This is a genomic window from Streptomyces niveus, from assembly GCF_001723055.1.
GTDB classification, from domain to species: domain Bacteria; phylum Actinomycetota; class Actinomycetes; order Streptomycetales; family Streptomycetaceae; genus Streptomyces; species Streptomyces niveus.
Genome location: NZ_MDCR01000018.1, coordinates 1 through 21,646, shown reverse-complemented (window position 1 = coordinate 21,646; position 21,646 = coordinate 1). Strand labels below are relative to the sequence as shown.

Below are 21,646 nucleotides of genomic sequence, written 5' to 3'. Positions count from 1 at the left end.
GGCGGGCGGCGCCGAGGCGGTGGAGCTGTGCCTGTTCACCGACCCCGGATCCGGCACCGAATCCGGCACCGGCGACGCCGCTTCCGCGGGAGGCGGTCTGGTGGAGACCCGGCTGCCCCTGACGGAGCTGACGCACGAGATCTGGCACGGCTTCGTGCCCGGCGTACGCCCCGGCCGGCGGTACGGCTTCCGTGTGCACGGCCGCTGGGACCCCTGGACGGGCGCCCGCTGGAATCCGGCGAAACTGCTGCTCGACCCGTACGCCCGCGCCGTCGACGGCGACTTCCGGCTGCCGCCCGAGGTGTACGGCCATGTGCGCGACTGGCCGCAGCAGCAGGTGGCCGACACGGTGCGCGACGAGCACGACTCGGCGCCGTACGTCCCCAAGGGCGTCGTCGTCCACGAGGACGCCCCCGACGACGAGTGGGCCGACGACCGGCGCCCCAAGACGCCCTGGGCGGACACGGTCATCTACGAGCTCCACGTGCGCGGCTTCACCATGCGCCACCCGGGCGTCCCGGAGGAACTGCGCGGCACGTACGCGGGCCTCGCACACCCGGCGGCGATCGAGCACCTTCAGCGGCTCGGGGTAACCGCGGTCGAGCTGCTGCCGGTGCACCAGTTCGCGCACGAGGACCATCTGCTGCGCAGGGGGCTGCGCAACTACTGGGGCTACAACTCCATCGGCTACTTCGCCCCGCACGCCGACTACGCGGCGGGCGGCACCCGGGGGCAGCAGGTCGGCGAGTTCAAGCGGATGGTGCGCGCCCTGCACGCCGCCGGGATCGAGGTCATCCTCGACGTCGTCTACAACCACACGGCGGAGGCGGGCGACCTCGGCCCGACGCTGTCGCTGCGCGGCATCGACAACCGCGGCTACTACCGCCTCCAGCCAGACGCCCGCAGATACGCCGACTACACGGGCTGCGGCAACACCCTGGACGTCGTCCAGCCGCAGGTCCTGCGGCTGATCACGGACTCGCTGCGGTACTGGGTGACCGAGATGGGTGTCGACGGGTTCCGCTTCGACCTGGCGGCGGCGCTGGCCCGTTCCATGCACGACGTCGACATGCTGTCGCCGTTCCTGGCGGTGATCGCGCAGGACCCGGTGCTGCGCCGCGTGAAGCTCATCGCCGAACCGTGGGACGTCGGCGACGGGGGCTACCAGGTGGGGGCGTTCCCGCCGCTGTGGACGGAGTGGAACGACCGCTACCGGGATGCCGTACGCGACTTCTGGCGCGGCGCCACCCCTGACGTACGGGATCTGGGGTACCGGCTGTCCGGGTCGAGCGACCTGTACGCGTGGGGCGGCCGGCGGCCGTACGCCTCCGTCAACTTCGTCACCGCGCACGACGGCTTCACGCTGCGCGACCTCGTCACCTACGAGCGCAAGCACAACGAGGCCAACGGCGAGGGCAATCGGGACGGCACGGACGACAACCGTGCCTGGAACTGCGGCGTGGAGGGCGAGAGCGACGACCCCGAGGTCAACGCGCTGCGCCGGCGCCAGTCGCGCAACCTGCTCACCACGCTGCTGCTGTCGACGGGTGTGCCGATGCTCGTCGCCGGCGACGAGCTGGGCCGTACACAGGGCGGCAGCAACAACGCGTACTGCCAGGACAACGAGACCAGTTGGCTCGACTGGTCGCTGCTCGACCGGCCGGACTCCCAGGGCCTCCACCGGCTCACCCGGCGTCTGCTGGCGCTGCGGCACGCCCATCCGGTGCTGCGCCGCCGGGCGTTCTTCTCCGGCCGCGCGCAGGCGCCCGACGGGCTGCGGGACCTGGCGTGGTTCCGGCCCGACGGCAAGGAGATGACGGAGCCGGACTGGTACGCGCCCGCGTCGACGCTCGCGCTGTTCCTGTCGGGGCGCGACATCCCGGGTCGCGACGCGCGCGGGGAGAAGATCACCGACGACAGCTTCCTCGCGGTGCTCCACTCGGGCGCGGACCCGGTGGAGTTCGTACTGCCGGGGCCGCCGTGGGCGCGGTCGTACGAGCTGGTGGTCGACACCTCGTCGGAGGACCAGGAGGAGGCGCCGGGGACGGTGCTCGAAGGGGGGACGCCGACGACGGTGCCCGCGCGGTCGGTGCTGCTGCTGCGGGTACGGGGGTGAGGCTCGCCGGGGCAGTCCTGCGGGCGGTGTGGCTCCTCCGCCCCGCGCTGCGCGCTGCTGATGGCGGCTCTCCGAAGGTGGCTCTGGCCGGAGTTTCGTGAATCGCCAGGTCAGCAGCACGAGGACACTGCGGGCCCGGCGCCGCGGAGGTCGCTACCCACCAGCCACCACCGGGCCGGCGGTGACCTGAGGAGGGTGGGGGAGCAGTGACGCGAGGTTGTCCCGTACGAAGTCCGCCGCCCTCCTGACTGACTCGTCGGCCCCTGCCTGGTCTTCGTAGACGCTGGTGGAGAGCATCACTCCCTCTCCGGCGTCGACCCAGTAGTAGGCCACGAAACCGTGGACTTGGCGCAGAAGGGGCACGAATCCGTCCCCCACCCGGCGTGCCGCCTCAGCAGGATCAGTTACCCCTTCGTACCGCCGAACGACTGCGTACATGGCTGATCTCCTTACGGATCCCAAGGTCGCCTCGCTCCGAATGCATGCCCTCCACGCCGCCTCCGGCTCGCAGCACGTCCGCAAGGCCCTCGAATGGGCGCACGCGTCATCCGACCTGGTTCCGCCGTGGCCAGGGCAGAGCGAAAAGGAGGCCGGCTCAGCCGAGGATCTTGCGGTCGTAGCCGACGGCGACCGCCGACGCGCGGTCCTTCACGCCCAACTTGCCGTAGATGTGGGTGAGATGGGTCTTGACCGTCGCCTCGCTGATGAACAGCTCGGCGGCGATCTCCCGGTTGGACGTGCCCCGCGCGACGAGTTCGAGGACCTCGCGTTCGCGCGCCGAGAGGGGTTCGTTGCCGGCGACGGGGCCTCGTACGCGCGAGACCAGCCGGGAGGCGACCGCGGGTGACAGGACCGTACGGCCCTCGGCCGCCGCCCGTACCGCAGTGAACAGCTCCTCGCGCGGCGCGTCCTTGAGGAGGTAGCCGGTGGCGCCCGCCTCGATGGCCGGGATGGTGTCGGAGTCCGTGTCGTAAGTGGTGAGGACGAGGACCTTGGACCGGGCCCCGTGCCTGGTCAGTTCGGCGATGGCGGCAACCCCGCCGCCGTCCGGCATCCGCAGGTCCATCAGGACGACGTCCGGGTCCAGCCGCAGGGCCAGCTCGACGCCCTCGACGCCGCCGGACGCCTCGCCCAGCACCTCGAAGCCGGCCACCGATTCGAACATGCCGCGCAGACCGTCCCGTACGACGGGATGGTCATCGACGACGATCAGGGTGATGGTCCGCTGCGGCATGACGGACCAAAGGTACGCGAGCCGAGACGGCCGTGCCGCCGCCGCCCTCCTCGGACTCGACGGTGACGGTGCCCGCGATGCGTTCCGCGCGGGCCCGCATGCCGTCGAGCCCGAAGCCGTTCGCACCCGAGCGCGGGCGCAGCACGAGCGGGTCGAAGCCGCGCCCGTCGTCCCGTACGTCGAGGGTGATCTCGTCGCCCATGTACGACAGGGTGACGCCGGCCCGGCGGGCGCCGGCGTGCCTGGCGGTGTTGGCGAGGGCCTCCTGGGCGATGCGCAGCAGGGTGGCCGCGACCTCGTCGTGCAGGGGTTCCTCGGTGCCGGTGACGGTGAACCGGGCGTCCACTCCGGTGCTTTCGGCCCACTCGGCGACGGTCTTCTTCAGGGCCTCGGCGAGGGTGTCGTGGTCCAGGGCGGTCGGGCCCAGATTCTGCACGGAGCGACGGGCCTCGCCGAGGCTGTGCCGGGCGAGGGCGGCGGCGCGGGTCAGATGCACGCGGGCCAGCTCCGGGTCGGAGGTGGCGGTGACCACCTGGAGCTGGGCGATGATGCCGGTCAGCCCCTGGGCGATGGTGTCGTGGATCTCGGCGGCGAGCCTGCGCCGCTCGTCGGCGACGCCCGCCTCCCTGGCCTGGACGAGGAGCTGGGCGTGCAGGCCGGCGTTCTCCGCGAGGGCCTGTTCCAGGCGGGCGTTGGCCTGTTCGAGCTGGGTGATGGTGGCTGCGCGCTCGGCGGCGACCTCGACCTCTCTGCGCCCGAGATGGGCGAAGACCAGCGTGAGCGAGCCGTTGAGCAGCAGGAGCCCGGCGAACAGGACCCACTGGAGCGTGCCGTCGGGCGGCAGCCCTCCCGACTGCGAGCCCGCCATGGTGACGGAGGTGACGAGCAGTCCCGCCCGCACGGCGCGCCCGCGCAGCAGATGGGCGCTGTCGAAGTAGCCGATGACGGCGTAGATGGAGAACAGCGGGTTGAGCCAGGTCAGGACGAACGCGATGACCGTCCGCAGGACGTAGAAGACCAGACCGGCCGTCGACGGCTCGCTCCCGCGCAGCGGCCGGTCGCGCACCATCCGGCCCCAGCGGAGCTGGAGGGCGACGGCGGCGACGAGCAGCACCCCTGCCGCGTACTGCTCGGCGCGGGTCATGCCGAAGGCGTCCACGCTGAGGGCGGAGATCACGGTGGCGAGTGCCAGCAGGGCGTACGGGCCCCGCCGGTGGAACTGCTCCCACCGCTCCTCCACGGACATCGGCGTGCCCGCCGCCCTGGCTGTCGTCATCCCCACAGTCTGCCCCGCCCCCGGCCCGGAGCCGCCGGGGCCGGGGACGGGCGCCGGGCGCCCGTCGGTGGTCACTCCCAGCGGAACCAGCGGGCGGCGCCTGCGGTCAGCAGGAGCGCCCACAGGGCCATCACGCCCAGGTCGGCCCAGTGCGGCCAGCCGCCGCGCATCGCGGCGTCGAGTGCCTCGGACGCGGCGCCCATCGGCGAGTAGCTGACGATGTCGCGCAGCAGGTCGGGCATCGTCTGGACGGGCAGCCACACGCCCGCCGTGAACATCGACGGGAAGAACAGCGCGGAGCCGATCGCCTGGCCCGCCCGCTGGGTGGGCGAGATCGCGCAGACCAGGCCGCCCATCGCCAGGGCGCCGACCGTCGCGAGGGCCAGCGCCAGGAGATAGCCGAGAAGCTGCCCCGGCAGCGCCACCCCGAAGGCGATCCGGCCGACGGCGATCACCAGCGCGGCCGAGGCGAGCGCGCCGCCGCCCAGCAGGACGATCTGCGAGGTGAGCAGCGTGGTGGGCCGCACGGGCGTGGTGGACATACGGCGCAGGATGCCGCGCTCGCGGTAGCCGATCAGGATCGGCGGCATGGCCTGGAGTCCGGCCATGATCAGGGCGAGCAGGGCGGCCACGGGGACGTACAGGTCGATGACGCGCCGGCCGCCGAGGTCGGGATCGGCGTCCCTGAAGCCGGGGATCAGCCCGAGGATCACCATCAGGAGGGTCGGAAAGGCGACGAGCCAGAAGAGCACCCCGGGCTCGCGGGTCAGCAGGCGCGCCTCGGTCTTGAGGACGGCGGTGGAGGCGGAGGCCATGTCAGACCCTCTCGGTGGTGGCGGTCGTGGTCGGAGCGGACGAGACCCCGGGGCCGTTCTCCGTCAGGTCCAGGAACGCGTCGTCCAGCGTCGCCTCGGTGACCCGGAGCTGGTGCGCGGTGACGCGGTGCCGGGCGAGCAGGGTGATGACCGCGTTGACGGTGTCGTCGGTGCCGTTGATGACGATCCGGTCACCCTGTGTCTCCACGGACGCCATGCCGGGCAGCGCGGACACGTCCTCGTCGGGCAGCGCCCGCGACGGTGCGAAGGAGATGACGGTGGACGCGGTCGAGCGCGCGATCAGCCCGGACGGGGTGTCGAGCGCGGCGACCTTCCCCCGGTCGATGACGGCGATCCGGTCGCAGAGCCGCTGCGCCTCCTCCATGAAGTGGGTGACCAGCAGCACCGTCACCCCGGAGTCGCGGATCTCCTCGATCAGGCTCCAGGTGTCGCGGCGGGCGCGCGGGTCGAGGCCGGTGGTCAGCTCGTCGAGGACGACCACCCGGGGGCCGCCGATCAGGGCCAGCGCGATGAACAGCCGCTGTTTCTGGCCGCCGGAGAGCTTCGCGAAGCGCGTCGAGAGCTTGGCGTCAAGGCCGAGCCGGGCGGCGAGCGGACGCCAGTCGGCGGGCTTGGCGTAGAACGCGGAGTACAGCTCCAGCGCCTCGCGCACCGTCAGCTTCGGCTGGAGTTCGCTCTCCTGGAGCTGTGCGCCGAGGAGCTGGGTCACCTGCCGGTGGTCGGCGACCGGGTCGAGTCCCGCCACCCGTACCGTGCCGGCGTCGGGGACCCTGAGGCCCTCCACGCATTCGACGGTCGTCGTCTTGCCCGCACCGTTGGGACCGAGGATCCCGAAGATCTCGCCTTCCTCGACGGTGAATCCGACACCGTCGACGGCGGGCTTTCCCCCGTAGGCCTTGCGCAGGCCGTTGACTTCGATAATCGCCATGCCCGCAGCTTCTCGCCGAACGGCGTGGAGCGGTATCGGCCATCGCGCTCGTCCTCATATCAACCGATCGGTTGATGCCCACGTCAGCCGGAAATCGGTGGGCAGTGTCAGTGGTGAAACGTAGGCTCGCCCGTGATGCCCACCTCCGAAGATGTACCGGCCAAGGACAGCTCCGCCGTCCGCGAGCGCTCCGTCGTGCGTTCACTGCTCAGGCTCTGGCCCTATGTACGGCCCGTGCGCGTGCGGCTGTTCAGCGCCGCGTTCGTCGCGGTGCTGGCCTCGTGTCTGGGCCTGGTCATCCCTCTCGTACTGAAGTGGATGGTCGACGGTCCGATCGCGGACGGCGACAAGGGCGGCATCTGGCTGGGCGCGCTGTATCTGCTGCTGCTCGGCATCCTGGAGGCGTGCCTGTTCGGCTTCCGGCGGTGGCTGGTGGCCAGGCCGCTGGCGGGGGTCGAGGCGGCGATGCGGGCCGATCTCTACCGGCATCTCCAGCGGCTGCCGATCGCCTTCCACGACCGGTGGCCCTCGGGTCAGTTGCTGTCGCGCGGGACGACGGACCTGATGCTGCTGCGGATGTTTCTGGCCTTTCCGCTGACCTTCCTGCTGGTGAACGGGACCACGATCCTGGTCGGCTTCCTGATTCTGCTGATGCAGGAGTGGACGCTGGGGCTGGTGCTGCTGGCGCCCGTGGTGCCGCTGGTCGTCCTGTGTTCGGTCTTCGAGGCGAAGTACTCACTGGTGGCGCGCAAGGCGCAGGACCAGGTGGGCGATCTCACGACGGTGGTCGAGGAGAGCGTGCTCGGCGTACGGATCGTGAAGGGCTTCGGCAGGCACCGCAGCCAGGCCCTGGCGTTCCGGGCACTGGCCGAGCGGCTGCGCGGTACGGAGCTGGGCAAGGCCCGGCTGCTGGCGGGCATCTGGGCGCTGATCATGGTCATCCCCGAGGTGGCGATCGGCGCGGCGCTGGTGCTCGGCACGATCCAGGTCGCCGACGGGGATCTGTCGACGGGGACGCTGGTCGCCTTCCTGTCGACGGCGCTGGCGCTGCGCTGGCCGGTGGAGTCGATCGGCTTCCTGCTGGCGATGAGCCAGGAGTCGGCGACGGCGACGGAACGGTACTTCGAGGTGATGGACGCCCAGGAGGAGACGGCGGACGCGGCGGACACGGCCGGGCCCGCGGCCGTCGGGGACGCGGAGTCGGACGGGCTGCGCTTCGAGGGCGTCTCGTTCCGGTATCCCGACGCGGAGGCCGGGTCCGTGCCCGTACTGACGGGGGTGGACCTGCACATCAGGTCCGGCGAGACCATGGCCCTCGTCGGCGCGACGGGTTCCGGGAAGACCACGCTCACCGCGCTGGTGCCCCGGCTGCACGAGGTGACGGGCGGGCGGATCACGCTCGACGGCGAGGACATCACGCTGATGCCCCGGCAACGCCTGCGTGAGCTGGTGTCGGTGGCCTTCGAGGAACCGACGCTGTTCTCGGCGACCGTCGGGGAGAACGTCCGGATGGGCGCCGAGAGCGCCGACGACGCCGCGCTGTCGCGGGCGCTGGACGTGGCGCAGGCCGACTTCGTCCACGATCTGCCGCAGGGCGTGCACACGGAGGTCGGCGAGCAGGGGCTCAGCCTCTCCGGCGGCCAGCGGCAGCGGCTGGCGCTGGCGCGGGCGGTGGTCGGCGGACCGCGCTTCCTGGTGCTCGACGACCCGCTGTCGGCGCTCGACGTCCATACGGAGGCGCTGGTGGAGGCGGCCCTGCGCCGCGTGCTGGAGGAGACGACGGCGCTGGTCGTGGCCCACCGGCCGTCGACGGTGATGCTGGCGGACCGGGTGGCGCTGATCTCGGACGGCCGGATCACCGCGGTGGGCACACATCACGAACTGCTGCGGGACAACGCGGAGTACGCGTGGCTGATGTCGGGGGCGGACGCGGAGGGTGAGGCCGAGGCCGCCGGCGACGCGGGGGCGGAAGCCGTCGAGGGGAGCATGCGATGACGTCGTCACCGACGACCACGGCCGACGGCCCGCCGGGACCCGACGACCGCGGGGGTACGGGGGCGGAGCCGGGAGCGGGCACGCTCACCGGCGACGGCCCGGGTACGGGCGACCGGGCGGGTACCGGCGTCGGTACGGAAGCCGGCGACCGGGCCGTCCCGGTCCACGTGCCCGGACCCGTCGAGGCGGCGTCGGGCGAAGACCCCTTCGCCCAGGACGCGCTGCCCGCGCCGCCCGGCGCCACCGGTGCGCTGCTCCGGTCGCTGCTGAGCGCCCGGCGCGGCAGGGTCGTGGTCGCCGCGCTGTTCCTGCTGCTCCAGCAAGCGGCCGTACAGGCGGGCCCGTTGCTCGTCGCGTACGCCATCGACCGTGGTGTGCCCGCCTTCCGGGCCGACGACAACGGCCCGCTGATCGCGGTCGCCGTCGGCTATCTGTTCTGCGCGGCCGGGGCCGGCGTCTTCCAGTACGCCTTCATCCGCGCGTCCGCCCGCGTCAACCAGGACGTGCTGCTCGACCTGCGCGGCCGGATCTTCCGCCATGCCCAGGCGCTGAGCGTGGACTTCCACGAGCGGTACACCTCGGGGCGGCTGATCTCCCGCTCGACCACGGACGTGGAGTCGCTGCGCGAACTGCTCGCCGAGGGGCTCCAGGAGCTGATCGGGGTCATCCTCGCCTTCGTCTACATCTCGGCGATGCTGCTCTACCTGGACCTCGGCATCGGCGGACTCGCCGTGCTCTCCTTCGTACCGCTGTACGCGCTGGTGCGGCTGTACCAGCACCGGGCCGGTGCCATATTCGGCAAGCGCTCCACCGCCATCGCCGCGGTCATCGTGAAGTTCGCGGAGACGATGAACGGCATCAGGCCCGTGCGCGCGTTCCGCCGCGAGCGCGCCAACGACGCCGACTTCCACGCGCTCAACCACCACCACGAGCGCACCAACGGCGACGCGATCCTCGAGATGGCGCGCTACGTGGTCGGTTCACGGCTCACCGCGAACGTCGCGGTCGCCGGGATCGTGCTGTGGGGCGCCTTCCGGGTGGCGGACGGCACGCTGGCCCTCGGGGTGCTCGCCGCCTCCGTGCTGTTCCTGCGCAGGCTGTACGACCCCATCGACCGGCTCGGGATGTTCCTCAACTCCTACCAGTCCGCCGCCGCCTCGCTGGAGAAGATCGCGGGCCTGCTCGCCCAGACCCCGTCCGTGCCAGACGCCGCGTCCCCGCGCCCGCTGCCGGAGCTGACGGGCGGGCAGCCGGGCCGGGAGGTCGTGTTCGAGTCGGTCAGCTTCTCGTACCGTACGGGCGGCGAGGTTCTGCCCCGTTTCGATCTGACGCTCCCGGCCGGACAGACCGTCGCGGTCGTCGGTTCGACGGGCGCTGGCAAGTCGACGCTGGCGAAGCTGCTGGCCCGGTTCTACGACCCCACCGAGGGCCGTGTCCTGCTCGACGGCACCGACCTGCGGGATCTGGACACCCCCGAACTGCGGCGCGGTGTCGTGATGGTGACCCAGGAGGCGTTCCTCTTCTCCGGCACGGTCGCCGAGAACATCGCGATCGGCCGTCCCGACGCCTCGCGCGACGACATCGAGCACGCGGCGAAGGCGATCGGCGCGCACGACTTCATCAGCCTGCTGCCGGAGGGGTACGACACGGACGTACGGAAGCGGGGTGGCCGGATCTCGGCGGGCCAGCGCCAGTTGGTGGCCTTCGCCCGCGCGCTGCTCGCCGACCCGTCCGTACTGATCCTGGACGAGGCGACCAGCTCGCTCGACATCCCCGGTGAGCGTGCCGTGCAGCGGGCGATGGACACGGTGCTGGCCGGCCGTACGGCGGTGGTGATCGCGCACCGTCTGTCGACGGTGGAGATCGCGGACCGGGTGCTGGTGATGGAGCACGGCCGCGTCGTGGAGGACGGCTCCCCGACCGAACTGATCGGCGGCATCGGCCGGTTCGCGGGGCTGCACCGCGCGTGGCGGGACAGTCTGGCCTGAGCCGCGGGATGTCCGGCAGCCGGGGTCAGCCCTGTCGGCCCGCCTTCCTGGACGACTTGCCCGGCGCCGTGTTCCTCGTGCCGGCCGCCGGACCGGACGGCTGGGAAGCCTCGCCCGAGTTCGCCCTCTCGATGCTGGGCAGGCTGGCCCGCACGAGGTCGGCGAAGCGGTAGCCGCTACCGGTGCCGGACGTGGGGGCTTGCGCGTCCTGACGGGGCTCGGGCGCCAGACTCGCCATCGTGGCCCGCACGCTGTCGGCGAAGCGGTAGCCGGGGCCGGTGCCCTCAGTCACACCCATGTCCCGCCGCAGGGCCTCCACATCGGCCCGCGAGGGAGCCGATCGATCGGCGGTCTGACGCTGAGGATCGAGCGCGCCCGAACTACGCACGAGATCGGCGAAGTTGTAGGTGTCCGCCTCGGGCCGGGAGTCCCGCCGCGAGCCGGAATCCTGCTGCCCGGAGTTCGATGCCATCTTCCATCCTTCGGCTTGAAACGGCGCGGTTCAGGCCCGCGGTCTCCACTGGCCTCCGCTCAGGGCTCCACAACGGACGGAGCGCCGAGACGGTTCAACAACGTCGCGGGAGTGGGGCCGTCGGGGCGGACCGTGATGCCGTACACCGCCTTGGTCGGGGTGGCGGAGAAGTTCACGGTGTGGGCCGGCAGCAGGTGTTCGAGAAGGACGGTCGACTCGCGGAGCGCGAACTGCAGCCCGAGGCAGGCGCGGGGACCGATACCGAAGGGGAAGTAGGCACCCGGGTGGGCGGGCCGGCCGTCGGGGGCGGTGAAGCGCCGGGGGTCGAAGTGCTCGGGGTCGGGCCACAGTTCGGGGTCGCGGTGCGTGAGATACGGGCAGACCAGGATGTCGGTGCCCGCCTCGACGGCGTATCCGGCGAGGGTGTCGTTCTCGGTGGCGTGACGGGGCAGCATCCAGGCGGACGGGTAGAGCCGCAGCGTCTCGTGGACCAGCGCCTGTACGGCCTGCCGGCGCTGCTCCGAGCCCTCCTCGCCGGCCGCGAGGGCCTGTTCACGGGCGGCGGGGTGGCGGTCGAGGAGCAGATACAGCCAGGTCAGGGTGGTGGCGGTGGTCTCGTGCCCGGCCACCATGAGGGTGACCATCTCGTCGCGGATCAGCCGGTCGGTGTACTCGGGGTGCTCGGCCGCGGCGTCGGTCAGCACCCGCAGCAGACCGGGGCCGTCCGGGCCGGCCGCCCCGCCGCGGGCGGCCTCGACCGCGTTCCGGGCGACGGCGTCGATCCGGGCGAGATCGGCGGCGACGGCGTCGTGCGAGCCGGTGACATCCGAGGGCAGCGTGGGGAGGGCGGTCGCGACGGCGGCCACGGCGTCGAGTTCGCGCGCGGTGCCGTCGTCGAGGGCGTGGCCGGTGAGGGCGCGCCAGATGGCGTCCAGGGCGAAGCGCCGCATCTCCTGCCCGACGTCGAAGCTCTGCCCGGTACGGGCGTACTCCCGCCAGCGCGCGGCGGTCGTCCGGGCGGCCTCGGTGATCCGCTGTTCGTAGCGGCGCATGCCGGGACCGGTGAACTGGGACTGGAGGAGGCGTCGTTGGGATTTCCACGCCGCGCCGGTGGCGGCGAGGACGCCGTCGCCGATCAGCAGCCGTGCGCGGTGGGAGCGCTTGACGTACCGGTCCGGATACCGGGCGAGTACGTGCCGGACGGCCTCCGGGTCGGTGACGAGAACAGTGGGGGCGGGCCCGAGACGGAACGCGGCGACGCCGCCCAACCGCTCGCGCACCTCGGTCAGCAGGTCGACCAGCTCACCCCCCTCCGACCGCCACCGCCCCAGGAGTTCGGGCTCGGCTTCGGGGACGGGCCGTCCCGTTCCGGGTACGCGCGTGAGGGGATCGGCGGTGGCTTCCGGCTCCATGGGTTCCTCTCCTGGTCAGCCGCTGGGTCTCGGCGGCCCTGACGGAGCAGTGGCGCCAAGAAATGTACGGGAGCGGGGCGGGTCGCCGGGCGCCCCCGCGCCGGGATGCCGGAACAGGCCCGTCGGCGGCCGGAATTGGACATCGAGTGGATTCTCGGGGACCTCGGATCCGTGCCCTGGGAGCGCGAGTTCGACTTCGCGGTGATGACCGGGCACGCGTTCCAGGTCCTCCTCGGGGACGACGAGCCGCGCGGCGCGCTCGCCGCCGTGGACGCGGCTCTGACCGATGGTGGCCAATTCGGTTTCGAGACCCGCGACCCACTCGCGCGCGGGTGGGAGTCCTGGGACGACGTGGACACCCGTCGAGGTGGCCGCCGGCGCCGCCGCTTCGATGCGGATGACGCGTCAAGTCCGGTCTGTGGATGGGGAGATCGCGGATTCCACGAGCACCTTCGACGTCCCCGGGCAGTCCGCTCCGCGACACGGCGACAGCACCCTGCGCTTTCCCGGCGCCGACCGGCTCGGGATGTTCCTCGCCGGGGCGGGGCCGGCCGTCGATCAGGGGTACGGCGAGCGGGCCGGTGGCCCGCCGGGCGAGGGGAGTCCGGAGATCATTACCGTCGCCCGGCGTACGCCCGCGTAACACCACCGCAACACCGGCGCGGATTTCGCTTAACGAACACGGGACTTCGCGCAGCGGACGATTTCCGGCCAACTTGTTGACGCGCCCCTGACAGGGAGGCGCGATTCCTGCGACTCTCTCTCCGTTCTGAGCAGCACAGCAGCACAGCGACTCAGCACCACGGCTCATGCACCGCAGCTCGTGCTCCACCTTGCTCCTGCACTGTCCGGGCCGCCCACCCGAGCGTGGTCCGGTACCCCCCTCGCAGAAGGAGTTCGCGTGAGACCCACGCCCAGCCGCCGCATCACCGCGACCGGCGCTCTGATCGCAGTCACCGCACTTCTCGCCGTCGGAGTCCAGGCCGGCAGCGCCGCCGCCGCCCCCGACTCGGCACCCGCGGCACCGGTCGCCGGCAAGGCCGACCCCGGCGCGCTCCCCAAGGCCCTCTCGCCCGCCCAGCGCGCCGAGCTGATACGCGAGGCCAACGCCACCAAGGCGGCGACGGCCGACGAACTCGGCCTCGGCGCCGAGGAGAAGCTCGTCGTACGCGATGTCGTCCAGGACCGTGACGGCACCACGCACACCCGCTACGAGCGCACCTACGCCGGCCTCCCGGTCCTCGGCGGTGACCTCGTCGTCGCCACGTCGAAGGCGGGCGCCACCGAAGGGGTCAGCAAGGCCTCGAAGGCCGCCCTCAAGTCCGTCGACACCAACGCCGACGTGCCGGCCTCCGCCGCCACGAAGCAGGCGCTGTCCGCGGCGAAGGCCGACGGCTCGACGAAGGCGGCGACCGAACGCGCCCCGCGCAAGGTCGTCTGGATGGCGGACGACAAGCCGACCCTCGCGTACGAGACGGTCGTCGGCGGTGTCCAGGAGGGCGGCACCCCGAACGAGCTGCACGTCGTCACCGACGCCGCCACCGGCGAGAAGATCTTCGAGTGGCAGGGCGTCCACGAGGGCACGGGCAACACCCAGTACAGCGGCCAGGTCACCCTGGGCACCGCCCCGTCGTTCACGCTGACCGACACGACGCGGGGCAACCACAAGACGTACAACCTGAACCGCGGTACCTCGGGCACCGGCACCCTCTTCTCGGGCCCGGACGACATCTGGGGCAACGGCGCCGCGTCCAACCTGGAGACGGCCGGCGCCGACGCGCACTTCGGTGCCGCGCTCACCTGGGACTACTTCAAGAACGTGCACGGCCGCACCGGCATCAGGGGCGACGGCGTCGGCGCGTACTCGCGCGTCCACTACGGCAACAACTACGTCAACGCCTTCTGGCAGGACAGCTGCTTCTGCATGACGTACGGCGACGGCGCGGGCAACGCCAAGCCGCTGACGTCCATCGACGTGGCCGCGCACGAGATGTCGCACGGCGTCACCGCCAACACGGCGGGCCTCGTCTACAGCGGTGAGTCCGGCGGCCTCAACGAGGCGACCTCGGACATCTTCGCCGCGGCCGTCGAGTTCAGCGCCAACAACGCCCAGGACGTGGGCGACTACATGGTCGGCGAGAAGATCGACATCAACGGCAACGGCACGCCGCTGCGGTACATGGACAAGCCGAGCAAGGACGGCGCGTCCAAGGACTACTGGTACTCGGGCATCGGCAGCGTCGACGTCCACTACTCGTCGGGCCCGGCGAACCACTTCTTCTACCTGCTCTCCGAGGGCAGCGGCGCCAAGACCATCAACGGCGTCAGCTACAACTCGGCGACGTCCGACGGACTGCCGGTGACCGGCATCGGCCGGGCGAAGGCCGAGCAGATCTGGTTCAAGGCCCTCGCCACGAAGTTCACGTCGACGACCAACTACGCGGCGGCCCGCACCGGCACGCTCGCGGTCGCCGGTGAGCTGTACGGCACCTCCAGCGCCGAGTACAAGTCGGTCGCCGACGCCTGGGCCGGTATCGCCGTGGGCACCCGCCCCGGCGGCAGCGGTGGCACGGTCTTCGAGAACACCGCGGCCGTCGCGATCCCGGACAACGGCGCGGCGGTCACCTCGACCGTCAACGTCACCGGCCGTACGGGCAACGCCCCCGCCGCCCTCCCGGTCGGCGTGGACATCACGCACACGTGGCGCGGTGACCTGGTCGTGGACCTGATCGCCCCGGACGGGACGGTCTACCCGCTGAAGGCCGCCAGCAGCGGTGACTCGGCGGACAACGTCGTGGAGACGTACACCGTGAACGCCTCGTCCGAAGCCGCCAACGGCGCCTGGAAATTGCGGGTCCAGGATGTCGCGGCGCAGGACACCGGGCGTATCAACAGCGTGAAGCTCACGTTCCCTTGAGCCTTGAGCCCTTCATGACGGGCTGACGCGCCGAACCGGCAGACAGCCGCCCGGGTCCTCAGGACCCGGGCGGCTGTGTGTCATCAGGCGGTTGACCCGGTCCACCCCTTCGAAGGCGCGCCCGAAGGGGTGGACCAGGAACCGGCCGGCGGGACTGTCGCACGCACTCCCGGTCAAGAAGTACGTCGCGTGTCCGTCCACCGGCTCTGTGTCACAGACGACCAGCTCGCGGACCGGAGGATCGTGGTCGATGTGAACAGTGAGGAGACACACACCGTCGCTGACCACGCCGCGACGGCTCCCCCGCTCCCGCACTGCCACCAATCCCCTGGTCCGAGCGCCGCTTCCCCCGTCGCCCGCGCCCTCCACCCCGGCCTCGGCTCCTAGCGGAGCTTGTTCACGGCCGTGGTGGTGGTCTTCTTGAACGCCGCGACCGGTGCCTGGCCCAGATTCCCCAACTGGCTCCAGACGACGATCGTGACGGTGTCGCCGTCCCGGCCGATGCCGAGCAGACGTACGTCGGCACCGGAATCCGGAACGGAGGTGGCGACGCCGACGACCCGGGCACCGTCCTCGACGGCGAGCCTCCCGTAGTCGTTCCACGAGGCCGTGCCGCCTGGAGTGGCGCGCAGCCAGTCGGCGGCGCAGGCCGCCACGGACGCCTCGGCCGACGCGGCCAGTCTCCTGGCCGCGGTGTCGCTCGCCGCCCGGACGCTCACCTGTACGCCCCCGGTGTCGAGATCGGTGCCGAACACGCGGTGCCAGGTCGTGCCCTTGGCGGGCAGCACCTTCTCCAGGCAGAACGGGTCGGTCTCCGGAGCGCCGGCGGTTATGCCGCCCGCCGTCCAGAAGTTGCCCGCGGCCGGCGGCATGTCCTTCGCCGCGAGAAAGCCCGGTGTGGTCGCCTTCGGCGCGGCCTGGACGCTGCCGGACACCGAGAGTGCGAGAGCGCCGGCGAGTGCGGCGGTCGTGATCGCGGTGAGCGCCCGCCGTATCGGTCTGTTTCTCATGGTCCCGTCTGCGGTCATGCGGTGGATCCCCCCTGGTCGTGCTGGTTGTGCTGTTCGCACCGGCTTGATCGGCCGGTGATCCCAGACTGGTCGGTCTCTCGATCGGACGGCAACAACCCACGGGAATCGCGGAACGCCTGGAACGCGTACGCGTACTCTGGCCTGGCAAAACGACAAGCGCCTGGAATGGCCGCGGAACGACGTGGCGGGCGGTGGGCGGCAGGGGGACGGGGAATGGGCCGGTCGGAGAAGGTCCCGGCGGAGACGGCGGAGTTCGCGAAACGGCTGCGCGCGCTCAAGGAGAGAACCGACCGCAGTTACGGCTCGCTCGCCACCCAACTCCACCTCGGCGCCTCGACCCTGCACCGCTACTGCCACGGGCACGCGCTGCCCGTCGAGTACGCGCCGGTGGAGCGGCTGGCACGGGTGGTCGGCGCGACGGCGGCCGAGCGCGTGGAGCTGCACCGGCTGTGGCTGCGGGCGCACTCGGCGCGTACGGAGGAGGGCGAGGAGCCGGAGGGGGGCGGGGACGCGGTCGCCGAGCCCGAGCCGGAGCCGAAGCCCGTACGCGAGGCGGAACCCGAACCGGAACCGGAACCGGAGACGGTTCGGACCGAAGCCTTCGCCCCGGTCCCCAACTCCGATCCCACGGACGACGGTCCGCACGACGACGACCCCGATCCACCGCCCCTCGCCGCCACCGCCCCGCCCATGTCGCGCCCCCGCGCGTCACGGCTGCGCCGCCGCCAGATCGTCGGCGCCGCGCTCGCGGTCGTCACCGTCCTCGGTGGCACCGTTGTCATCGCGGCCGACCTCGGAAACTCCGACTCGCGGACCGACAACAGCACTCCGCGTCTCACCGACCTCGGCCCGGACGGACCGCTGGACTCGCTCTCGCCGTCGGCGCGTTCGAGCGCCCCGTCGGCGAAGGCGAGTCCTTCGAAGTCCGGCGGCGGGGCGACGTCGTCGGCGTCCGGTTCCCCCGGCTCGGGCAAGACGGGAGCGGGCGCCGGCGGCAGCGGCGACGAGGCGGGCCGGCCCGGCGGGGACGAGCCGGAGGCCGACGCGGGCAGCGCGAAGGCGCTGGAGTGGAGCGCGGACGGCCACAAGTGGCAGTCGGCCTGCGACCACACGTATCTGATCGACCGGGCCCCCGCGGCCGTACCGCCGCCGCCGAACTCCCAGGACGCCCGGCAGTGGGCGACGGCGCTCGGCGCGGTGCACGGCAGATCGAGCCTGACTCAGGCCACGATGAGCGCGGCGGCGGGCGCGGGGCCGGTCGTCGTCCAGGAGTTGTTCGCCCGGGTGGTGGGGCGGCGGGCGCCGCTCGACTGGAACGCGTACGAGATGAGCAGCGGCTGCGGCGGCTCGATCACCCCCGCCGTCTTCGCCGTCGACCTCGACGCGGCGCGGCCGGTCGTGCGGCCCGTCGACGGGGGCGACGAGCATGGGCCGCTGCCCGCGCCGAAGCTGCCTTATCAGGTGACGTCGAGCGAACCGCTCGTCGTGAAGATCGAGGCCAGCACCATGGGCTGCGACTGCGACTGGTATCTGGAGGTGCGCTGGTCGGCCGGGGACCGTACGGGCGTCACGCGCATAGACGACGGCGGCAGGCCGTTCCGTACGAGCGCGGCGGGCGGCGGGGTGTACGGGTACAACTACGAGTCCCAGAAATGGATGGGACCCTGACGCCGCATCGGGGTCCCATCCGGGCGCTCACGCCGGGTTGTTGGCGTGGGTCAGCGTCTCCCAGGCGACGAACAGGTTGTTCGTGCCCTGGGGGCGCATCCGCTCCGTGTACTGCTGGGTGTTCGTCATGGCGTTGCCCAGCCGGTTGCCCAGCGCGTTGAAGGCGACCTCGCTGATCGGTCCGAGGTTGTCCTTCAGGCTGCCGCCGCAGAGGTTGCCGGGGACGGGCTCGCCGTTCTGGTACTTGGTGTGCAGCCCGAACGCGTGCCGCAGCCGGTCGCCCACCTCCGGGTAGAGGTCCTGGCCCTGGATACGGCTGGTCTCCGCGACGTGCGAGATGGCCGAGAGGCCGTAGCCGGTGTGGGTCAGGTCGCGGCAGGTCTCCTGGGCGAGTCCCTGCATGAAGGTGGACTGGTTGTGCCAGTAGCCGATGATCTCGTCGCGGGTGTCGAGTCCGCTGCCGGGCACGGTCTTGGGCAGCGCCCCGTCGGAGGGCAGATAGATGAACGCGGGGACCCGGTTGCGGAAGCGGCCCACGGTCTTGTCGTAGGCGGCCTTGTCCTCCAGGTGGACCGCGATGCCGATCGCGGCCTCGTTCATGCTCAACTCCCAGTTGCCGTTGGAGTTGGAGCCGTTGATGATCTCCGGCAGATAGACGTTGCGCAACATGGTGCCGAAGCGGCCCGAGTTGGGCCAGCTGGTGTACGTGTACTTGATGATCTCGGCGGCCTTGGGCCAGGACGATCCGGCCCACGCGGTCTGGAGCGGCGCGTTGCTGTTGGTGTGGTCGCGGATCGTGTTGGACCAGGCGTCCATCAGCTCGATCGACTTCTTGGCGTAACGGTCGTCGCGGGTGATGTACCAGGCGAGCGCGGTGGTGTACGCCGCTATCGCGTCCTCACGCTCGTCCGTGCAGCCGTTGTTGGGGTTGGAGTACGAGCCGCACTCCACGACCGCGCGGGGCTTGGGCACCCGTGACAGGGAGGCGTACTTGCTCCCCATCATCTGGTCGTAGGCGGCCTTCCAGGGCTGTGCCCCGGCCTGCACCTTGCCGCGCACGAAGTCGAGTTGGGGGCGGCTGACGCCGACTCCGGGGTGGGTGAAGGTCGCCGGGGCGGCGACGGCGGACGGCGTGTCCGCCGGCGCGGCCCGGTCGCCGGCCGACGCGGGGGCCATGAAGGCCGCGCCGAGCAGACCGGCGAGCGCGGCGGACAGGCCGAGGATTCTGGGGATGACTCCGGGGCGCATGGGGTGCCTTCCGGTTGGGGGGTGTCCACAGATCCCATTCACCCACATGAACAACGGGCGGGGTTGTGAACCCTTGTTGAGTGAGGAATGTAAGGCCATCACATGGACACGTCAAGGTATGTACCAATGCGCTGCGGGGCACGCCGAAGGGCCCGGCGGACCATGTCCACCGGGCCCCGGGAAAGCACCGCTCAGCGCATCAGTACGCCCCCGCCCTCCCCCGTCGCCTCGGTCGGCAGCGCGACGAGGCCGAGATCGGCGGCGGCGAGCATCGGATGCGTGGGCAGGACCCGGACGGTGTAGCCGAACGGCCCCGTACGGTCCAGCGCCAGCGGCCCCTCGTACACCCAACGGCCCGCCTGGTCGGGCCCGCCCGACGGTTTCAGCGGGAAGATCTGCGCGTCGGCGATCGTGTCGTCGGCGCCCACCCGGCCGGCGACGGCCTGCACCTCCACGTCGTCGGGGCGGAGTTGGCCGAGGGTGACCCGCACCTGGAGCGCGAGGGTCGAGCCCAGCTCGGCGCTGCCGCCCGCCGTGCTCGCCGACACGGCCTCCACGTGGTCGACGGCGACGCCCGGCCAGGCGGCCCTGACCTGGCTCTTCCAGTCGGCCAACTCCCGCGCCCGCTCGGTGTCCAGCGCGCGGTGGGCGTGGGCGGCGGGCGCGTACAGCCGCTCCACGTACTCGCGCACCATGCGGTCCGCGAGCACCTTCGGGCCGAGCGTGGTCATGGTGCGGCGGACCATCTCGATCCACCGCCCCGGCAGTGCGGCGGGGTCGGCCGTACGGTCGTAGAAACGGGGCGCGACCCGGTCCTCGATCAGCGCGTAGAGCGCGTTCGCCTCCAGCGTGTCGCGCCGGTCCTCGTCCGACGACGAACCGTCGGCCGTCGGGATGGCCCAGCCGAAGTCCGGCTCGAACCACTCGTCCCACCAGCCGTCCAGCACCGACAGGTTGAGACACCCGTTGAGCGCGGCCTTCATACCGCTGGTGCCGCACGCCTCCAGCGGGCGCAGCGGATTGTTGAGCCAGACGTCGCAGCCCGGATAGAGCTTCTGCGCCATCGCCATCCCGTAGTCGGGCAGGAAGACGATGCGGTGACGCACGCGCGGGTCGTCGGCGAACTTCACCAGCTCCTGCACCAGCCGTTTGCCGCCGTCGTCCGCCGGGTGCGCCTTGCCCGCGACGACGATCTGGATCGGCCGCTCGGGGTGGAGCAGCAGCTGCGTCAGCCGCTCGCGGTCGCGCAGCATCAGGGTGAGTCGCTTGTACGAGGGGACGCGCCGGGCGAAGCCGATGGTCAGGATGTCGGGGTCGAGCACCCCGTCGATCCAGCCCAGTTCGGCGTCGGCGGCGCCACGCTGGTGCCAGGAGGCGCGCAGCCGGTCCCGTACCTCGTACACCAACTGCTCGCGCAGGGCGCGCCGTACGTCCCACAGGTCGGCGTCCGGCACCTCACCGACGCCGCTGTCGCCGAGCGCCGCGATCTCGGGTGCGACCCAGGTGGGGGCGTGCACACCGTTGGTCACCGAGGTGATCGGCACGTCCTGCGGGTCGAAGCCCGGCCAGAGCCCGGCGAACATCTGCCGGCTGACGGCGCCGTGCAGGGTGGAGACGCCGTTGGCGCGCTGGGCCAGGCGCAGGCCCATGGCGGCCATGTTGAAGAGGTTCGGCTCGCCGCCGGGGAAGGTCTCCCTGCCGAGGCGCAGGACCTGGTCGGTGGGGACGCCGGGCAGGACGCCGTCGTCGCCGAAGTGGCGGGCGACGAGTTCGCGGTCGAACCGGTCGATGCCTGCGGGTACGGGGGTGTGGGTGGTGAACACGGTGCCGCCCCGGACGGCCTCCAGCGCGGTGTCGAACCCGAGCCCGGTGTCCTTGAGTTCACGGATGCGTTCCAGACCCTGGAAGCCGGCGTGGCCCTCGTTCGTGTGGAAGACCTCGGGCTCGGGGTGGCCGGAGAGCCGGCAGTACGTACGGACGGCGCGTACGCCGCCGATGCCGAGCAGCATCTCCTGGAGCAGCCGGTGCTCGCTGCCGCCGCCGTACAGCCGGTCGGTCACCTCGCGCTCGGTCGGCCCGTTGTCCTCTATGTCCGAGTCGAGCAGCAGCAGCGGTACGCGCCCCACGCGCGCCTGCCAGACGCACGCGCGCAGCGAACGCCCGCCGGGCAGGGTGAGGGCGACCCGGCTGGGCGTGCCGTCCGCCTCCCTCAGGAGGCTGAGCGGCAGCTCGTTCGGATCGAGGACGGGGTAGTGCTCCTGCTGCCAGCCGTCGCGGGACAGGGACTGGCGGAAGTAGCCGTGGCGGTAGAGCAGCCCGACGCCGATGAGCGGTACGCCGAGGTCGCTGGCGGCCTTGAGATGGTCCCCGGCGAGGATGCCGAGACCGCCGGAGTACTGGGGCAGGGCGGCGGTGACGCCGAACTCGGGTGAGAAGTACGCGACGGCGGCGGGCAGTTCGGCGCCGCCGCTCTGTTGCTGGTACCAGCGGTCGCCGCCCAGATACTCCTCAAGCCCGGCGGCGAC

General features: G+C 71.8%; 16 protein-coding genes. 6 read left to right on the top strand and 10 right to left on the bottom strand.

Annotated features, from left to right (window positions below; genetic code table 11):
• Positions 1-2,116: glycogen debranching protein GlgX (glgX, locus tag BHU15_RS02535; RefSeq protein WP_079127834.1), on the top strand; the 2,116-nt coding region annotated here is incomplete at its 5' end.
• Between the two features lie 153 nt (positions 2,117-2,269).
• On the opposite strand, the gene BHU15_RS02530 is transcribed toward glgX, so the two are convergent.
• The 5 genes from BHU15_RS02530 to BHU15_RS02510 form a co-directional block, all read right to left on the bottom strand.
• On the bottom strand, positions 2,270-2,554 hold the full coding sequence (locus tag BHU15_RS02530; protein ID WP_069625642.1) for a hypothetical protein: 285 nt from the start codon (positions 2,552-2,554) through the stop codon (positions 2,270-2,272).
• Between the two features lie 157 nt (positions 2,555-2,711).
• A complete protein-coding gene (locus tag BHU15_RS02525) occupies positions 2,712-3,350 on the bottom strand; it encodes a response regulator (protein ID WP_069625646.1) in 639 nt (212 codons plus the stop codon).
• Positions 3,313-4,626, bottom strand: a complete 1,314-nt coding sequence (locus BHU15_RS02520; protein ID WP_069625641.1) for a sensor histidine kinase — start codon at positions 4,624-4,626, stop codon at positions 3,313-3,315. Before BHU15_RS02520 ends, BHU15_RS02525 begins: the two co-directional genes overlap by 38 nt.
• Before the next feature lie 71 nt (positions 4,627-4,697).
• On the bottom strand, positions 4,698-5,441 hold the full coding sequence (locus tag BHU15_RS02515) for an ABC transporter permease (RefSeq protein WP_069625640.1): 744 nt from the start codon (positions 5,439-5,441) through the stop codon (positions 4,698-4,700).
• A 1-nt stretch (position 5,442) separates the two neighbouring features.
• Positions 5,443-6,390 (bottom strand): ABC transporter ATP-binding protein, encoded by a 948-nt coding sequence (locus tag BHU15_RS02510; RefSeq protein ID WP_069625639.1) that lies wholly within the window; start codon positions 6,388-6,390, stop codon positions 5,443-5,445.
• A 135-nt stretch (positions 6,391-6,525) separates the two neighbouring features.
• On the opposite strand from BHU15_RS02510, the gene BHU15_RS02505 reads away from it, so the two are divergent.
• Both BHU15_RS02505 and BHU15_RS02500 read left to right on the top strand, forming a co-directional pair.
• Positions 6,526-8,385 carry an ABC transporter ATP-binding protein gene (locus tag BHU15_RS02505; RefSeq protein ID WP_079127833.1) on the top strand — a complete coding sequence of 620 codons (1,860 nt, stop codon included), beginning with the start codon at positions 6,526-6,528 and terminating at the stop codon, positions 8,383-8,385.
• A complete protein-coding gene (locus BHU15_RS02500; RefSeq protein WP_107422767.1) occupies positions 8,382-10,373 on the top strand; it encodes an ABC transporter ATP-binding protein in 1,992 nt (663 codons plus the stop codon). Before BHU15_RS02505 ends, BHU15_RS02500 begins: the two co-directional genes overlap by 4 nt.
• Before the next feature lie 25 nt (positions 10,374-10,398).
• Here the strand turns inward: BHU15_RS02500 and BHU15_RS02495 are convergent, their stop codons facing one another.
• Both BHU15_RS02495 and BHU15_RS02490 read right to left on the bottom strand, forming a co-directional pair.
• On the bottom strand, positions 10,399-10,845 hold the full coding sequence (locus tag BHU15_RS02495) for a hypothetical protein (RefSeq protein ID WP_069625638.1): 447 nt from the start codon (positions 10,843-10,845) through the stop codon (positions 10,399-10,401).
• A 59-nt stretch (positions 10,846-10,904) separates the two neighbouring features.
• On the bottom strand, positions 10,905-12,257 hold the full coding sequence (locus BHU15_RS02490) for a cytochrome P450 (RefSeq protein ID WP_069625637.1): 1,353 nt from the start codon (positions 12,255-12,257) through the stop codon (positions 10,905-10,907).
• 418 nt (positions 12,258-12,675) lie between these two features.
• Between BHU15_RS02490 and BHU15_RS02485 the strand changes: the two genes are divergently transcribed.
• Both BHU15_RS02485 and BHU15_RS02480 read left to right on the top strand, forming a co-directional pair.
• A complete protein-coding gene (locus BHU15_RS02485) occupies positions 12,676-12,900 on the top strand; it encodes a hypothetical protein (RefSeq protein WP_141726757.1) in 225 nt (74 codons plus the stop codon).
• A gap of 258 nt (positions 12,901-13,158) precedes the next feature.
• Positions 13,159-15,174 (top strand): M4 family metallopeptidase, encoded by a 2,016-nt coding sequence (locus BHU15_RS02480; protein ID WP_069625635.1) that lies wholly within the window; start codon positions 13,159-13,161, stop codon positions 15,172-15,174.
• 383 nt (positions 15,175-15,557) lie between these two features.
• Here BHU15_RS02480 and BHU15_RS02470 read toward each other — a convergent pair whose 3' ends face one another.
• Positions 15,558-16,184, bottom strand: a complete 627-nt coding sequence (locus BHU15_RS02470) for a hypothetical protein (RefSeq protein WP_069625643.1) — start codon at positions 16,182-16,184, stop codon at positions 15,558-15,560.
• 234 nt (positions 16,185-16,418) lie between these two features.
• On the opposite strand from BHU15_RS02470, the gene BHU15_RS02465 reads away from it, so the two are divergent.
• Entirely contained in the window at positions 16,419-17,873 is a 1,455-nt protein-coding gene (locus BHU15_RS02465; RefSeq protein ID WP_069625633.1) for a helix-turn-helix domain-containing protein, read from the top strand.
• Positions 17,874-17,900: 27 nt separating this feature from the next.
• On the opposite strand, the gene BHU15_RS02460 is transcribed toward BHU15_RS02465, so the two are convergent.
• Both BHU15_RS02460 and glgP read right to left on the bottom strand, forming a co-directional pair.
• Complete coding sequence (locus BHU15_RS02460; RefSeq protein WP_069625632.1) at positions 17,901-19,121, bottom strand: alginate lyase family protein; 1,221 nt, start codon at positions 19,119-19,121, stop codon at positions 17,901-17,903.
• Positions 19,122-19,312: 191 nt separating this feature from the next.
• A partial coding sequence (glgP, locus tag BHU15_RS02455) for an alpha-glucan family phosphorylase (RefSeq protein WP_069625631.1) occupies positions 19,313-21,646 on the bottom strand: 2,334 nt, incomplete at its 5' end.

Bases quoted from the DNA above. Each gene is read 5' to 3' on its own strand.
- BHU15_RS02530 (WP_069625642.1), bottom strand. From the start codon at position 2,554: ATGTACGCAGTCGTTCGGCGGTACGAAGGGGTAACTGATCCTGCTGAG.
- BHU15_RS02525 (WP_069625646.1), bottom strand. From the start codon at position 3,350: ATGCCGCAGCGGACCATCACCCTGATCGTCGTCGATGACCATCCCGTC.
- BHU15_RS02520 (WP_069625641.1), bottom strand. From the start codon at position 4,626: ATGACGACAGCCAGGGCGGCGGGCACGCCGATGTCCGTGGAGGAGCGG.
- BHU15_RS02515 (WP_069625640.1), bottom strand. From the start codon at position 5,441: ATGGCCTCCGCCTCCACCGCCGTCCTCAAGACCGAGGCGCGCCTGCTG.
- BHU15_RS02510 (WP_069625639.1), bottom strand. From the start codon at position 6,390: ATGGCGATTATCGAAGTCAACGGCCTGCGCAAGGCCTACGGGGGAAAG.
- BHU15_RS02505 (WP_079127833.1), top strand. From the start codon at position 6,526: ATGCCCACCTCCGAAGATGTACCGGCCAAGGACAGCTCCGCCGTCCGC.
- BHU15_RS02500 (WP_107422767.1), top strand. From the start codon at position 8,382: ATGACGTCGTCACCGACGACCACGGCCGACGGCCCGCCGGGACCCGAC.
- BHU15_RS02495 (WP_069625638.1), bottom strand. From the start codon at position 10,845: ATGGCATCGAACTCCGGGCAGCAGGATTCCGGCTCGCGGCGGGACTCC.
- BHU15_RS02490 (WP_069625637.1), bottom strand. From the start codon at position 12,257: ATGGAGCCGGAAGCCACCGCCGATCCCCTCACGCGCGTACCCGGAACG.
- BHU15_RS02470 (WP_069625643.1), bottom strand. From the start codon at position 16,184: ATGAGAAACAGACCGATACGGCGGGCGCTCACCGCGATCACGACCGCC.
- BHU15_RS02465 (WP_069625633.1), top strand. From the start codon at position 16,419: ATGGGCCGGTCGGAGAAGGTCCCGGCGGAGACGGCGGAGTTCGCGAAA.
- BHU15_RS02460 (WP_069625632.1), bottom strand. From the start codon at position 19,121: ATGCGCCCCGGAGTCATCCCCAGAATCCTCGGCCTGTCCGCCGCGCTC.